This window comes from Streptomyces sp. NPDC048436, from assembly GCF_043200355.1.
In the GTDB taxonomy this organism is placed as follows: Bacteria; Actinomycetota; Actinomycetes; order Streptomycetales; family Streptomycetaceae; genus Streptomyces.
In genome coordinates this window covers 1,007,384-1,020,455 of record NZ_JBICXP010000001.1, presented here as the reverse complement: position 1 = coordinate 1,020,455, position 13,072 = coordinate 1,007,384, and the positions used below count along the sequence as shown (strand labels likewise).

General features: G+C 69.7%; 11 protein-coding genes and 2 tRNA genes. 9 read left to right on the top strand and 4 right to left on the bottom strand.

Annotated elements, in window-relative coordinates; genetic code table 11:
• The first annotated feature begins 25 nt into the window (after positions 1 to 25).
• Positions 26 to 862 carry an Fpg/Nei family DNA glycosylase gene (locus ACGFX9_RS04670; RefSeq protein ID WP_393464488.1) on the top strand — a complete coding sequence of 279 codons (837 nt, stop codon included), beginning with the start codon at positions 26 to 28 and terminating at the stop codon, positions 860 to 862.
• Positions 847 to 1,065, top strand: a complete 219-nt coding sequence (locus ACGFX9_RS04665; protein ID WP_393464486.1) for a superinfection immunity protein — start codon at positions 847 to 849, stop codon at positions 1,063 to 1,065. Before ACGFX9_RS04670 ends, ACGFX9_RS04665 begins: the two co-directional genes overlap by 16 nt.
• An 11-nt stretch (positions 1,066 to 1,076) precedes the next feature.
• Here the strand turns inward: ACGFX9_RS04665 and ACGFX9_RS04660 are convergent, their stop codons facing one another.
• A complete protein-coding gene (locus ACGFX9_RS04660; protein ID WP_393464483.1) occupies positions 1,077 to 2,306 on the bottom strand; it encodes a GNAT family N-acetyltransferase in 1,230 nt (409 codons plus the stop codon).
• Positions 2,307 to 2,435: 129 nt separating this feature from the next.
• Here ACGFX9_RS04660 and ACGFX9_RS04655 point away from each other — a divergent pair, with 129 nt between their 5' ends.
• Complete coding sequence (locus ACGFX9_RS04655) at positions 2,436 to 3,596, top strand: PP2C family protein-serine/threonine phosphatase (RefSeq protein WP_393464480.1); 1,161 nt, start codon at positions 2,436 to 2,438, stop codon at positions 3,594 to 3,596.
• Here the strand turns inward: ACGFX9_RS04655 and ACGFX9_RS04650 are convergent.
• On the bottom strand, positions 3,582 to 4,763 hold the full coding sequence (locus tag ACGFX9_RS04650; protein WP_393464477.1) for a cation:proton antiporter: 1,182 nt from the start codon (positions 4,761 to 4,763) through the stop codon (positions 3,582 to 3,584). The two genes, ACGFX9_RS04655 and ACGFX9_RS04650, sit on opposite strands and share 15 nt — an antisense overlap.
• 268 nt (positions 4,764 to 5,031) lie before the next feature.
• Between ACGFX9_RS04650 and ACGFX9_RS04645 the strand changes: the two genes are divergently transcribed.
• The 3 genes from ACGFX9_RS04645 (at position 5,032) to ACGFX9_RS04635 (ending at position 8,926) form a co-directional block, all read left to right on the top strand.
• Positions 5,032 to 5,880 carry an ABC transporter ATP-binding protein gene (locus ACGFX9_RS04645; protein WP_393464474.1) on the top strand — a complete coding sequence of 283 codons (849 nt, stop codon included), beginning with the start codon at positions 5,032 to 5,034 and terminating at the stop codon, positions 5,878 to 5,880.
• Positions 5,881 to 5,960: 80 nt separating this feature from the next.
• Positions 5,961 to 8,408, top strand: a complete 2,448-nt coding sequence (locus ACGFX9_RS04640) for an FtsX-like permease family protein (RefSeq protein WP_393464471.1) — start codon at positions 5,961 to 5,963, stop codon at positions 8,406 to 8,408.
• Positions 8,409 to 8,458: 50 nt separating this feature from the next.
• Complete coding sequence (locus ACGFX9_RS04635) at positions 8,459 to 8,926, top strand: HD domain-containing protein (protein ID WP_393464469.1); 468 nt, start codon at positions 8,459 to 8,461, stop codon at positions 8,924 to 8,926.
• 8 nt (positions 8,927 to 8,934) lie between these two features.
• Here the strand turns inward: ACGFX9_RS04635 and ACGFX9_RS04630 are convergent, their stop codons facing one another.
• Positions 8,935 to 10,215: an acyltransferase family protein gene (locus ACGFX9_RS04630; RefSeq protein WP_393464466.1), complete on the bottom strand. Its 1,281-nt coding sequence runs from the start codon at positions 10,213 to 10,215 to the stop codon at positions 8,935 to 8,937.
• Between the two features lie 641 nt (positions 10,216 to 10,856).
• Here ACGFX9_RS04630 and ACGFX9_RS04625 point away from each other — a divergent pair.
• Positions 10,857 to 11,051, top strand: coding sequence for a hypothetical protein (locus ACGFX9_RS04625; protein WP_135335839.1), 195 nt, complete (start codon positions 10,857 to 10,859; stop codon positions 11,049 to 11,051).
• A gap of 88 nt (positions 11,052 to 11,139) precedes the next feature.
• On the opposite strand, the gene ACGFX9_RS04620 is transcribed toward ACGFX9_RS04625, so the two are convergent.
• A tRNA-Gly gene (locus ACGFX9_RS04620) sits at positions 11,140 to 11,210 on the bottom strand.
• Positions 11,211 to 11,370: 160 nt separating this feature from the next.
• Here ACGFX9_RS04620 and ACGFX9_RS04615 point away from each other — a divergent pair.
• Positions 11,371 to 11,447, top strand: a tRNA-Pro gene (locus ACGFX9_RS04615).
• Between the two features lie 116 nt (positions 11,448 to 11,563).
• Positions 11,564 to 12,952: a trigger factor gene (gene tig, locus ACGFX9_RS04610; RefSeq protein ID WP_393464463.1), complete on the top strand. Its 1,389-nt coding sequence runs from the start codon at positions 11,564 to 11,566 to the stop codon at positions 12,950 to 12,952.
• Positions 12,953 to 13,072: the final 120 nt, after the last annotated feature.

The window sequence follows — 13,072 nt, the reverse complement described above, 5'->3', positions numbered from 1 at the left end:
TATCTCCATGTCTCCAGGAGGCACCGTGCCGGAGGGGCACACGATTCACCGGCTGGCCGCGGACCACCGGGAACGCTTCGAGAACCGCGGCCCCCTCCGGGTGACCAGCCCCCAGGGCAAGTTCTCCGACAGCGCCGCCCTTCTGAACGCCCAGGAGATGGACACCGCCGAAGCCCACGGCAAGCACCTCTTCCTCGGCTTCGCCGAGACCGGCTGGGTCCACATCCACCTCGGTCTCTTCGGCAAGGTGAACTTCGGCGCCGCGGCCTCCGCGAACCCGCCCACGGACACCGTCCGCCTCCGCATCGCCACCAAGGACGCGTACGTCGATCTGCGGGGTCCCACGACCTGCGCGCTCATCACGGACGAGGAGAAGCAGGCGATACACGCCCGCCTCGGCCCCGACCCGCTCCGGACGGGGGACGACCCGGCCGCCGCCTACGCCCGCGTCTCCCGCAGCCGCACCACCGTCGCCGCGCTCCTCATGGACCAGAAGGTCATCGCGGGCGTCGGCAACGTCTACCGCGCCGAGGTCCTCTTCCGGCACGGCATCGACCCGTACACACCGGGCAAGGACATCACTCCCGCCCAGTGGACGGCCATCTGGGACGATCTGGTCGCCCTGATGCGGGAGGGCGTACGCCTCAACCGCATCGACACCGTCAGGCCGGAGCACACACCGGAGGCGATGGGCCGCGCCCCGCGCGTGGACGACCACGGCGGCGAGGTCTACGTCTACCGCAGGGCGCTCATGCCCTGCCACATCTGTGGCGGCGAGATCCGCACCGCCGACCTCGCCGCCCGCAACCTCTTCTGGTGCCCGAAGTGCCAGCGAAAGGCCCGGTCATGTTCAGCTCGATAGGCCCCTTGGGCGTCACGCTGTTCTCGCTGCTCAGCGTGGTCGTCTACCTCCTGCCGTCCCTCATCGCCTTCAACCGGGGCGTCGAGAACCGCTGGCTGGTCCTGGTCATCAACATCGTCTTCGGCGCGTCCGTCATCGGCTGGCTGATCGCCCTGTACCTGGCCACCCGCAAGGTCAAGGCCCCGCTGCCCCGGATCAGCTGAAGCCCCCCGGGCTAGAACCCGTGCGGCAGCCACGGTGCGACGTCCGAGCCGAAAGCCGTCGTCGCCTCCGCGAGTGCGCCCGGCCGCAGTTCCCGCACCCGGCCCGCCGCCGACAGTGACGTCAGGGACACACCGCCGAGATAGGCCGAGCCCAAGTCCCGTACGGACAGGGCGAGATCGGCGTCGTCCTCGGTGCGCTCGCACGTCGCGCCCTTCAGGTCGCCCGTGAGCCGCCAACGGCCCGCGTTCCAGGGACAGAAGGCGTCCTCCACGTCCAACACGAGGTTCACCGGCGTCCGGTAGGTGCGTGCCTCAAGGGCGGCACCGACCTCCACGAGACGCACGTGCAGCGAGTCGGCCACCCGGATCTCGCAGCGCCGCTGGTCCGAGACGAGCCACAGGACCGCGTCGTCCTTCGGGCGGCTGCGGGTCTCGATCCTCGACGTCAGGTCGATGTCGAAGAGGAACCGCCACAGCGCCGCGTACGCCGCCGGGTCGAGCGCTTCGAGATCCCGCAGCCGCACGATGCCCTTGGGGCCCGCCGCGTCCCACTCGGGCTTCACCCGGAAGCGCGAGTAGCCGACGACCTCCCCGTCCCGCTCCGCGACCACGCACTGCAGGGGTGAGGCCCCGTGCCGCTCGCTCTCGGGGTCGAGCAGACCGAGCCGCTCCCAGCCCGGCTGCCGCGACAGCATGCCCGGCCGTTCGCTCACCCGCCGCGCGTACACCGCCTCGCAGGCGTCGAGCACATCGGCGGGCTTGGCGTACCGAAGCCGTACGTCGTCCGTGCCGGGCGGCACCGAGAGGCGTACGCGAGAGGTGTCGATGTCGGCCTTCATGGCCTCGGTCGCCACCCCGTACCCGAACCGTCCGTAGATGGCGGGTTCGGAGGCCGTGAGCACGGCCAGGGACTCGCCCTTCGCACGTACGTCGTCAAGCTGACGCCGCATCATCGACGTGAGGATCCCGCGGCGCCGGTGCGTCGCCGCGACGCTGACCATGGTGACGCCGGCCGCGTCCACCAGGGAGCCGCCCGGCACGGACAGGCGGAAGCTGAACGATCCCGTCGTGCCGACGCAGGCGTCGCCCTCCCAGGTGCCGAAGAACCGGTCGAACTCGGTCAGTGCGTTCCAGAGCTCATGCTCCTCCTTCGCCTCGGCCACGCCACCGAAGGCGAGCTCCAGCGTTCCGTAGTACGTGTCCCAGTCTTCCTGGCGCAACTCCCGCAGTTCCCTGGTCATATGCCATGCCTACCAGGATGAAGCGGGCAGAGCGACAGGATTTCCGCGCGTCGTCGACATGCCCCTGACGGGGGACAACCGGCACCTCCCGTGCGAAGTCCCTGGCCCGGTGGATAGGGTCCGGGAGCAATGGCAGGCAGGCGAGCGGAAGCCGAGACGTTTACAGCCCGGATGAAGAAGCGGATCCACCGGGTGCGGATAGGGCTGCGCAAATCCGGGGTGGACTACTTCAGAGGCGACGGCTCGGACTGGGTCGCCCTGGCGGGACTGCTCCTCACCATCCCGGTGATCACCTTCTTCACCATCGTCAACAACGTCTGGTTCTCGCCCTCCGCGCTCGTCCTGCCCATCGTGGCGGGCGGCCTGCTGCTGCGCCCCTCAAGCCTGCTCGGCCTGTACGCGGCGTCGGCCGCGGCGCTCATCGTGGAGTCCGTCCAGCTCGGCCCGTACACGGAAGGCCCCTCGCGGGTCACACCCGGAGTGGTCCTGGTGGTCGCGGCCTGCGGGTTCTTCGGGCTGATCATCGCGCAGTTCCGCAGCAGGGTCGGTGTGCCGTGGAGAGGCGGCGGCACGATGCTCTTCGACCTGCGCGAACGTATCCGCGTACAGAGCAAGTTGCCGAAGCTGCCCCGGGGCTGGCACCGCGAGATGGCGCTGCGGCCCGCGGGCGGCCAGTCCTTCTCCGGTGACTTCGTGGTCGCGGCCCGCACGAACGGCGGCCGGACCCTGGAGGTCGTCCTCACGGACGTCTCGGGCAAGGGCATGGACGCGGGCTCGCGCGCCCTGCTCCTGTCCGGCGCCTTCGGCGGGCTCCTCGGCTCGCTGCCGCCGCACGCGTTCCTCACCGCCGCCAACGGCTATCTCCTGCGCCAGGACTGGGACGAGGGCTTCGCGACCTCCATCCATCTGGTCCTCGACCTGGAGACCGGCGACTACGAACTCTTCACGGCGGGCCATCCGCCGGGCCTCCAGCTCAGCTCGGGCAGTGGCCGCTGGGAGGAGAAGGCCGCCGAGGGCCCGCTCCTCGGGGTGTACGACGGGGCGCAGTTCGACCCGGTGAAGGGTTCGCTGCGCCCCGGTGACGTTCTGATGCTGTTCACGGACGGCCTCGTCGAGACCTCCGACCGCGACATCAGCGAGGGCATCGACCGCCTCACCGGGGAAGCCGACCGCTATGTCGCGGGCGGCTTCCACGGTGCCGCGTGGCATCTGATCGAGGCGGTAGCCAAGGACGTCAACGACGACCGGGCGCTGCTCCTGATCTGCCGCGAGGCGTCAGCGGGCGCCTGACATCTCCATCTCCGGTTCCGGTACGGGATCGCGCCCGCCCGGCAGGATCCGGGCCAGCCAGTGCGAGCGCCCCGCCGCCAGCGGTCCGAGCACCGCGAGGACGAGCACGTACCCCGCGATGAAGGGCGACAGCCGCTCGTCCAGGCCCGCGGTGGCGGCCATGGTCGCCAGGATCAGGGCGAACTCGCCGCGTGCGAGCAGGGTGGTGGAGATGTTCGCCGCGGGGCCCGCCCCGAAGCCGTAGATCCGCGCCGCACCGAGTCCCGCGAGGACGTTCATGAGCAGCGTCACGGCCACGGCGGCGAGCACCGGCCACAGGACCGTGGGCAGGTCGCCCGGGTCGATGGAGAGGCCGAAACCGAAGAAGAAGATCGCCCCGAACGCGTCCCGCAGGGGGTGCACGAGCTTGCGGACGCGCTCGCCGGACGCCGTGCTGCCCACCATCAGACCGACCATGAACGCGCCGATCGCGTCCGCGACCCCGAACCACTCCGAGACCCCGGCGACGAAGACCGCGGCCCCGAGGAAGGAGATGACGAGCAGTTCGTCGTCCCGGGTGTCCATGAGCCGCCCGACGACCTTCGTGCCGAAGCGCGCCACGAGGGCGAGAAGCAGCAGGAAGCCGAACGCCTTGCCGCCGTCCATGACGGCCGCCGCGAGGCTGTCGGCGCCGGACAGGACGGGCTGCAGCGCCGCCAGATAGAGCGCCAGGAAGATGTCCTCGACGACGATGATGCCGAGGATCGGCTTGGTCTCGGGATTGCCGAGCCTGCCGGTGTCGACGAGCACCTTGGTGACGATCGCCGACGAGGAGATGCCGAGTACTCCGGCGAGGACCAGAGCCTCGGAGGTGCCCCAGCCGAGGGCGAATCCGAAGCCGAGGCCCGCGCCGACGTTCAGCGCGAGATACGTCCCCCCGGCGAGGGCCATCTTGCGGCCACCCGTCTTGAGGTCGTCCATGTGGAACTCGAGACCCAGGTAGAAGAGCAGAAGCACCAGGCCGAGCGCCGAGAGCATCTCCAGGTCGTGGGGGTCCGAGAGCAGGACCACGCCGGGGGTGTGCGGGCCGAGGAGGATCCCGGCCAGGATGAAGAGGGGAATGGTGGGGAGTCCGATGCGCCCGCCCACGCGGGCGAGTACGGCGGCGGCGAGAAAGGCGCCGCCCATGGCTATCAGGGTGTCTGCGTGTCCGATGGGCCCGTTCCTCCTGGTAGTCGGCGACGCACTCTCCGCGGCTATGGCAAAGAGAGCGTCAAGAACGCGTCAATAGTTAGCTTACCAAACGACTTGTGCGGGCCCTCTCAGGGCGGACATCCGCTCTCTGCGGGGGATACCCCCACCCCCGATTCGCCGGGGGACCTCATGGTCCACAGGGCCCCCGAATCCGTACGTTCGAGGCATCACCGTGCATCACCTACGGAAGGCGGAGAGAGCCATGGGGCTGCGGCGCAAGAAGCGATCCGAAGCGGGCGAGGGCTTCGAGGGGCGCGGGGGAGCGATGCCCCCGATGCCCGGCGAAGCGCCCCGCGGCGGCGACTGGGCCGTCGAGCTGCGCGGTGTACGCCGCAGGTACGGCAGGGGGTCCGCCGCCGTGCACGCACTGAGCGGCATCGACCTCGCCCTGGAGCGCGGCAGCTTCACCGCCGTCATGGGCCCGTCCGGCTCCGGCAAGTCCACCTTCCTGCAGTGCGCCGCCGGGCTCGACCGGCCAAGCGAGGGCACGGTCCGCCTCGGCGGCACGGAGATCACCTCCATGAGCGAGAACAAGCTGACCGCGCTGCGCCGCACCCGCCTCGGCTTCGTCTTCCAGGCCTTCAACCTGCTGCCCTCGCTGACCGTCGAGCAGAACGTCGTCCTGCCGATGCGGCTCGCGGGCCACCGCCCCGACCGCCGCAGGGCCGCCGACCTCCTCGCCAGCGTCGGCCTCGGCGCCGACAAGCACAAGCGCCGCCCCGGCGAGCTCTCCGGCGGCCAGCAGCAGCGCGTGGCGATCGCCCGTGCCCTGGTCAGCGAGCCGGACGTGATCTTTGCCGACGAGCCCACGGGGGCCCTGGACACCACCACGGCCGCCGAGATCCTGGGACTGCTGCGCTCGGCCGTCGACGGGATGGGCGCCACGGTCGTCATGGTCACCCACGATCCGGCCGCCGCGGCCTACGCGGACCGGGTCCTTTTCCTCGCAGACGGCGCGATCGTGGACCGCCTCGAGCGGGGCTCTGCCCAGCAGATCGCGGGACGTATGGCGAGCCTGGCGGCTCCGATGTACGCGACAGCGGCGGCGTAACCCCGCACTCGGCCCCGCACGCCGGCCCCGCACTCGGCCCCGCCCTTCGGCCCGACCCTTACCGACTCCGGAGAATTCTCATGCCCAACGGCCTCGCCCGCGCCGCGATCCGTTTCAAACCCGCCGCCTTCGTGGGCACGTTCGTCGCGCTGATGATGGCCGCGCTGGTCGTGTCCGCCTGCGGCATCCTCCTGGAGACGGGAGCGCGCGCCTCCGTGCCGCCCACCCGGTACGCCGGGGCCCCCGTGGTCGCCGCCGCCGAACAGCAGATCCACTTCGTCTCGGGCAGCGGTGACAGCCGCTCCGAGTCGAACTCGCCGCTGCCCGACCGGGCCCGGATCGACAACTCCCTGGTGGCGAAGGCGGGTTCGGTGCCCGGCGCGCGCACCGCCGTCGCCGACGTCACCTTCCCCGTGCAGTCCGGCGCCAAGAGCGTCACCGCCCACGGCTGGGGCTCCACGGCCTTCACCGGCGAGAAGCTGACCGCGGGCCGCGCCCCGCGGTCCGGCGAGGTCGCCCTGGCCGCACCGGGCGCGTCCGTCGGCGAACACACCACGCTCACCACAGCGGACGGACCGCGCGACTTCCGGATCTCCGGCACGGTACGGGCCGGGCAGGGCCAGCCCACCGCCTGGTTCGCCGACTCCGACGCCGTACGCCTCTCCGGCCACCCGGGCCGCGTCGACGCCATCGCCGTCCTGCCCAAGGAAGGCGTCTCGGACAGCGCCCTCAAGGCCCAGGTCGCGCACGCCATCGGCGGCAAGACCAAGGTCCACACCGGCGACGACCGCAGCGAGGCCGAGGGCTCCGCGCTCGCCTACGCCAAGGAGATGCTCACCGGGCTCGGCGGCTCCTTCGGCGGAATCGCCACCATGGTCGCCATGTTCACCGCGGCGGCCACCGTGGCGCTCTCCGTCGGCCAGAGGGCCCGTGAGTACGCGCTGCTGCGGGCCATCGGCACGACGCCCCGGCAGATCCGCCGCACCATCGCCACGGAGGCCCTGCTCGTCGCACCCCTCGCGGCGGCGGCCGGTCTCCTGCCCGGAATCGCCCTGGCCCGCTGGTGGTTCGGCCAACTGAAGGAGAAGGGCGCCGTCCCCGAGGGCCTGGACCTGTCGGTCTCGTTCATCCCGCTCACCGCCGCGATCGGCGCCGCCGTGCTCACCGCGCTGCTCTCCGGCTACCTGGCGGCACGCCGCCCCTCCCGCATCAGGCCAGGACAGGCCCTCAGTGAATCCTCGGTCGAACGCCTGCGCCCCGGCTGGATCCGTACGCCCCTCGGCATCGCGGCGGCCGTCGGCGGCTGCGTCCTCGCCGGGATCGCCTCGAACCTGACCGGCGACGACGCGGCGAACGTGGCGCTCGGCATCGTCATGCTGTTCATGCTCGCCGTGGCCCTGCTCGGCCCGCTGGTCGCCCGCGGCTGCGCGGCCCTGTTCGGACTTCCGCTGCGCGGAGCGGGCGCTTCGGCCTCGCTCGCGGCGGCCAACTCCCGTACGAACGCCCGCCGCCTGGCCTCGGCGATCACTCCGATCGTGCTCGCCATGGCGTTCTCGTCGACCCTCGTCTTCATGCACACCAGCGAGGACCGCGTCGCCGCCGACCAGCAGCGCGATGGCATCACCGCCGACCACATCGTGACGGCCTCGGGGGCGGGCGTGACCCCGGCCGGGGTGACGGAGGCCGCGCGGGCGCCGGGGGTCACCTCGGCCGTGGGGCTGCTCAAGACCTCACTCCTGGTGCCGGTGGGCTCGGGCGCCGACCGCTGGCTGGAGTCCGCTTCGGCGCAGGGTGTGACGGGCCCGTCCCGTGACCTGGCCAAGGTCCAGGACCTGGACGTCAAGGCGGGCACGATGGGATCGCTCGGCAGGGGTGAGATCGCCCTCGACGCGAAGCTCGCGGACTCCGCGGGGGTGAAGACGGGCGAGCGCCTGGCCCTGCGCCTGCCGGACGGTACGAAGGCGTCGCCGAAGGTGGTGGCCACGTACGGCCGAGGCCTCGGCCTCTCCCAAGTCACCCTCCCGGCGGCGGACTTGAAGCAACACGTGACGTCGTCCTTCTCTTCGGAGATCTGGACGAAGGGCGAGGCACCGAAGGCGCTCACCGCCCTCGGCACACTCCAGGACCACGACGGCTACGCCACCGCCCAGTCCACGGACCGCGCGGTCAACGCCTGGGCGAACACGGTCATGGCGGCCGTACTCGGCGGCTTCGCGGCGATCTGCGCGGTCAACACCCTGGTGATGACGGTCCTGGACCGCCGCAGGGAACTCGGCACCCTGCGCCTGATCGGCTCCACCCGCCGCCAGGTGATGCGGATGGTGCGCTGGGAGGCGCTGCTGGTGGCGTGCGCGGGCACAGTGATCGGCTCGGCGATCGCCCTGGCCACGCTGGTCCCCATGATGAACGGCCTCACGGGCGAGTCCCCCTACATCCCACCGCTGGTGTACGGCTCCTTCGTGGGGGCAACGCTGGTACTGGGCCTGGTGGCTACGGCACTTCCGGCGAGGGCGGCGTTGAGGCGCTGACTCTTCAGCCCGCCGGGAACTCTCCAGCCCGTCTGGGGCAGGATCCCCGCATGAACTCCAACCCCAGCCCCCTCCTCACCCTCCCCGAAGTAGAGGCCCTGGCCCGCGAAGCCCACGCCACCCAGAAGGACAAAGCAGGCCGCCCCTACGCAGAGCACCTGCAAGCCGTGGCAGCCGGAGTCCAGTCCCGAGGCGGCTCGCCAGAACAAATCGCGGCGGCCTGGCTCCACGACGCGATCGAGGACAACGCCCTGACCGAGGAGTGGCTGCGAGAGGCGCCGCTGACTCCTCGTATGAAGGAAATCGTCCTGGCCCTCACGAAACGGAAGGGTGAAACCCCCGAGACCTACGCCACCCGCATCCTCGCCACACCAGGCGCCCGCCTGGTGAAGGATGCGGACCTGGCCCACAACGCGAATCCGGCCCGTCTAGCAGTGCTAGACGGGCCGACACGCATCCGCCTCACAGCGAAGTACGCCCACATGCACGCCCTGCTGGGCGTAGAACCACCAGGCTAGGAACAAGGCTAGGAAGAGGACTTGCTCCGTTCCCGGGCCAGCGCCGCAGCGTCCCGCTTGAACGCCCACTCCATCTTCGGCTCCATGGCGAAGCGGAACATCCGCTGCACCGGAGGCGTACAGAGAAGCGTCACCACAGCCGCGGCCACCAGCGAGACGACGATCTCACCGGCAGGCTTGTGCATCCACTCGTAGTCCTCGAACCAGCCCCAGAAGCGCGAGCCCTTGGCGAGGAAGCCGTGCAGCAGATAGCCGTACAGCGTGCCCGCGCCGAGCACCGTGAACCACATCTTCCGGCGCGGAACCCACGCGAAGAAGCACGCGGTCAGGATGGCGGAGCAGCCGAACAGCGCCAGCGTCATCACGACACCGGCCCACCACGGCGCCCCCAACTCCTGGGCGCTGTCGCGGCGGTAGAACCACGCCGAGGTCATCCGCGGACCGGCCCAGTACGCGAGGAGCAGTGCGCTCGCGAAGATCGGGATGGAGAGAAGCCGCACCTCGCGGCGCCGCACCAGCTGGAAGTACTCGGGCTTCATGCACAGGCCGAGAACGAAGAAGGGCAGGAACTGCAGCACGCGCTGAAGGTCCAGGTCGTCGCCGATGTCGGGCGAGATCGAGGCGAGCACCGCGATGGCGAGCGAGAGCGGCACCGGCCAACGGACCAGCTTCCACAGCGGGGTGGTGAGCCGCCAGACGAAGAGCGCGACCAGGAACCAGGTGAGGTACCAGGGGTCGAGCAGACTGATCGGCTGGGTCGGGTCGTCGTCCGCGTAGCGCTTGAAGAAGGTGTACGCGACTTCGAAGATGACGTACGGCACAGCGATGCCGGTCACCAGGCGCTTGAGGCGGTCGGACCGCATGTCGAAGCTGCGGGAGAAGTAGCCGGAGATGAGGATGAACGCCGGCATGTGGAAGGTGTAGACGGTCATGTACAGCGCCTCTGCGGCGCGGCTGCCGTCCGTCAGCGGCTCCCAAGCGTGCGCCATCGCGACCAGGACGATCGCCAGGTACTTGGCGTTGTCGAAGAACGAGTCGCGCTGCTTGGCGGGTTGGCCCGTCGCCGCGGGTCCGCCGGTGGTGCCAGGACGCCCCGTGGAACCAGGGTGTCCGGTGGAAGCGGGATGCCCCGGGAATGCGGGTCGAGCGGTGGTGCCGGCCGGCGCGTGGGGAACGGTCGCGGCCATGGTGGACTGGGGGGCGCGGGGGCCAGGTACTCCGTCCGCCGGCACATGTGCCGGGGGGAGCGGCGCCCGGTGGCGGCCGTGCGGTTGAACCGAGTTCGTCACAGGCCCTCCCACCAAGAGCTGGGTGGGACGACCCGGGACCGCACTGCGCTTGCGGGGATGATGGCAGCGTGGAACATCTGAGGCACCCTAGCGTCGCTTGCGCGCTTTCGTAAAACCCTCAACTCGGCTGTCACCTCAATCACAGACGGTTCATGACTATTCCGGTCCGGGTACCCCGGAAATCGCATGAGCCGACATGGCGATTCCCCACCCGTCACGCGCAGGTCAGCCGCCTGACCGCCCGGTACGTCACTATTCATCCACCTTAAACGTCGCATAACGCCCGCAGGCGACTCAGGTGAAATGTCCGATTGATTGGGCCTTTGTGAAGTCGGGAGTGTGTGCGGAGTGTGCGTCCGCCAACAATTCGAATTTCTGGCGAACGAGTTGTGTGGCAATGGAAACGATCAAGCTGAATTGGTGGCCGTGCGCGGGTCTCGAATTGCCGTGCGGGGGCGCGGTGTTCTTGCGCCCCAAGGGCGCCCCCGCGCACCGGGGGCGGGCCGGGCGTCCGCACCGTTGGCCGACGATGTGTCACCGGCCGCATATGGGTGGCCTGTTGGTGGCACGATGGTCCTGGCGGGGGTGTGCGGGGTCGTACCCCCCGGGCCGGGGAGAGACCGACCTAGGGTGTGATCAGTGTGGCCATTTCGCTGTCAGTGGTGTTGCTGTTGGCGATCATCCTTGTGGTGCTGATCCGCGGGGGGTCGATCAAGGCGGGACCCGCGATCGTCGCGGTGCTCTTCGGGTTCTTCCTCGCCTCAACTGGAATGGCCCCCTCCATAAACCGCTTCCTCAATGAGGTGGCGGAGACCATCAACTCGATCAGCTTCTGAGCGGCGTGCGCGGCAAGCGGCGTCGCGGCGGCCGGCCACGCGAAAAAGCCTCAGGCCCGGTTCCGGGGAACCGGGCCTGAGGCCACAGAGCGGGTGACGGGAATCGAACCCGCGTAGCTAGTTTGGAAGACTAGGGCTCTACCATTGAGCTACACCCGCACGGCTCGCGCCGCTGTACATGCAAGGACACTGCTGGTCAGCGACCGCGGCACGGCAAGCATCGTAGCGGGTCGGACGCCCTCCCCGCACACCCCGTACGTACTCACGATTAACCGGGGGCCGCACTGCCTGCGGGCATGTACCCTACGTGTCGCACCGACGGGGTGTGGCGCAGCTTGGTAGCGCGTCCGCTTTGGGAGCGGAAGGCCGTGGGTTCAAATCCCGCCACCCCGACCAGCAGGAAGATCGCGTTGTGGGTCGGCTCCCGCTTGCCGTTACTATGCAAGCTGTGTGCCCGTGTGTCTCTGAGGCCGGGCAGAATCCCAAGAAGTCAGCCCCAAGGAGACCGAACCGTGAAGAGCGCCGTGGAGACCCTGAACCCGACTCGGGTTCGGCTCACTGTTGAGGTGCCCTTCGAGGAGCTCAAGGAAAGCCTCGACGCGGCCTACAAGAAGATCAACCAGCAGGTCACGGTGAAGGGCTTCCGCAAGGGCAAGATCCCGGCCCGCGTCATCGACCAGCGGTTCGGCCGCGGCGCCGTCCTCGAAGAGGCCGTCAACGACGCGCTCCCGAAGTTCTACACCGAGGCCGTCAACGAGGCCGAGCTCAACGTCCTGGGCCAGCCCGAGGTGGACATCACCGAGCTGAAGGACAACGAGACCCTCAACTTCACCGCTGAGGTCGACATCCGTCCCGCGATCGAGATCCCGGACTACTCCGGCATCGAGGTCGAGGTCGACGCGGTCGAGGTCAGCGACGAGGACGTCGAGAAGGCCGTCGAGGAGCTCCGTGAGCGCTTCGCGTCCACCTCGCCGGTCGAGCGCGCCGCCGAAGACGGCGACGTCGTGACGCTCGACCTGGAGGCCAAGGTCGAGGGCGAGATCCTGGAGGACGGCGTCGCGTCCGGCGTCTCCTACACGATCGGCTCCGGCGAGCTCCTCGAGGGCATCGACGACGCCGTGAAGGGCCTGGAGGCCGGTGGCGAAGCCACCTTCACCTCCGAGCTCAAGGGCGGCTCCGCCGCGGGCAAGGAGTCCGAGGTGACCGTCAAGGTCACCCAGGTCGCCGCCCGTGAACTGCCCGCCCTGGATGACGACTTCGCGCAGCTCGCGTCGGAGTTCGACACCCTGGACGAGGTCAAGGCGGACAGCCGCAAGCGCCTCGAGAACATGAAGCAGTACGACCAGGCGACGCAGGCCCAGGAGCGCGTCCTGGAGAAGCTGCTCGAGCTGGTCGAGGTCCCCGTACCCGAGAAGCTCCTCGCGGACGAGATCGAGACCCGCAAGCACAACCTGGTGAACCACCAGCTCGGCCAGATGGGCCTCGACCTCGCGAAGTACCTGGAGATCCAGGGCAAGACCGAGGAAGAGTTCGACGCCGAGACCAAGGAGCAGGCCGAGAAGGGCATCAAGACGCAGTTCGTCCTCGACGAGCTCGTCAACAAGGAGAAGCTGAACGTGAACCAGGAGGAGCTCACCGAGCACCTCATGCGTCGCGCGCAGTCCTCCGGCATGTCCCCCGACCAGTTCGCCCAGGCCGTCGTCGAAGGCGGCCAGGTCCCGATGCTGGTCGGCGAGGTCGCCCGCGGCAAGGCCCTCGCGGTCGTCGTCGAGGCGGCCACGGTCAAGGACACCAACGGCGAGGTCGTCGACCTCGACGACGAGGACGAGACCGCCGAGACGGTCGAAGCCACGGAGTCGGCTGACGCCGCCGAGGAGAAGACCGAGAAGACCGAAGCCTGACCGTTGCGCTCGGCTGAAGCATGAAGGGCCCCCGGGAGGAATTCCTCCCGGGGGCCCTTTGCACCCCGCCAGGGCCCCGTCAGGGGCGCGGGGAACTGCGCGAGCAACCCAGTGCGACCC

What these genes read in the sequence shown, in the direction of transcription:
- ACGFX9_RS04650 (WP_393464477.1), bottom strand. Translation starts at nt 4,763, where the DNA reads ATGGGCGGCGCCTTTCTCGCCGCCGCCGTACTCGCCCGCGTGGGCGGG.
- ACGFX9_RS04655 (WP_393464480.1), top strand. Translation starts at nt 2,436, where the DNA reads ATGGCAGGCAGGCGAGCGGAAGCCGAGACGTTTACAGCCCGGATGAAG.
- ACGFX9_RS04665 (WP_393464486.1), top strand. Translation starts at nt 847, where the DNA reads ATGTTCAGCTCGATAGGCCCCTTGGGCGTCACGCTGTTCTCGCTGCTC.
- ACGFX9_RS04660 (WP_393464483.1), bottom strand. Translation starts at nt 2,306, where the DNA reads ATGACCAGGGAACTGCGGGAGTTGCGCCAGGAAGACTGGGACACGTAC.
- ACGFX9_RS04640 (WP_393464471.1), top strand. Translation starts at nt 5,961, where the DNA reads ATGCCCAACGGCCTCGCCCGCGCCGCGATCCGTTTCAAACCCGCCGCC.
- ACGFX9_RS04635 (WP_393464469.1), top strand. Translation starts at nt 8,459, where the DNA reads ATGAACTCCAACCCCAGCCCCCTCCTCACCCTCCCCGAAGTAGAGGCC.
- ACGFX9_RS04645 (WP_393464474.1), top strand. Translation starts at nt 5,032, where the DNA reads ATGGGGCTGCGGCGCAAGAAGCGATCCGAAGCGGGCGAGGGCTTCGAG.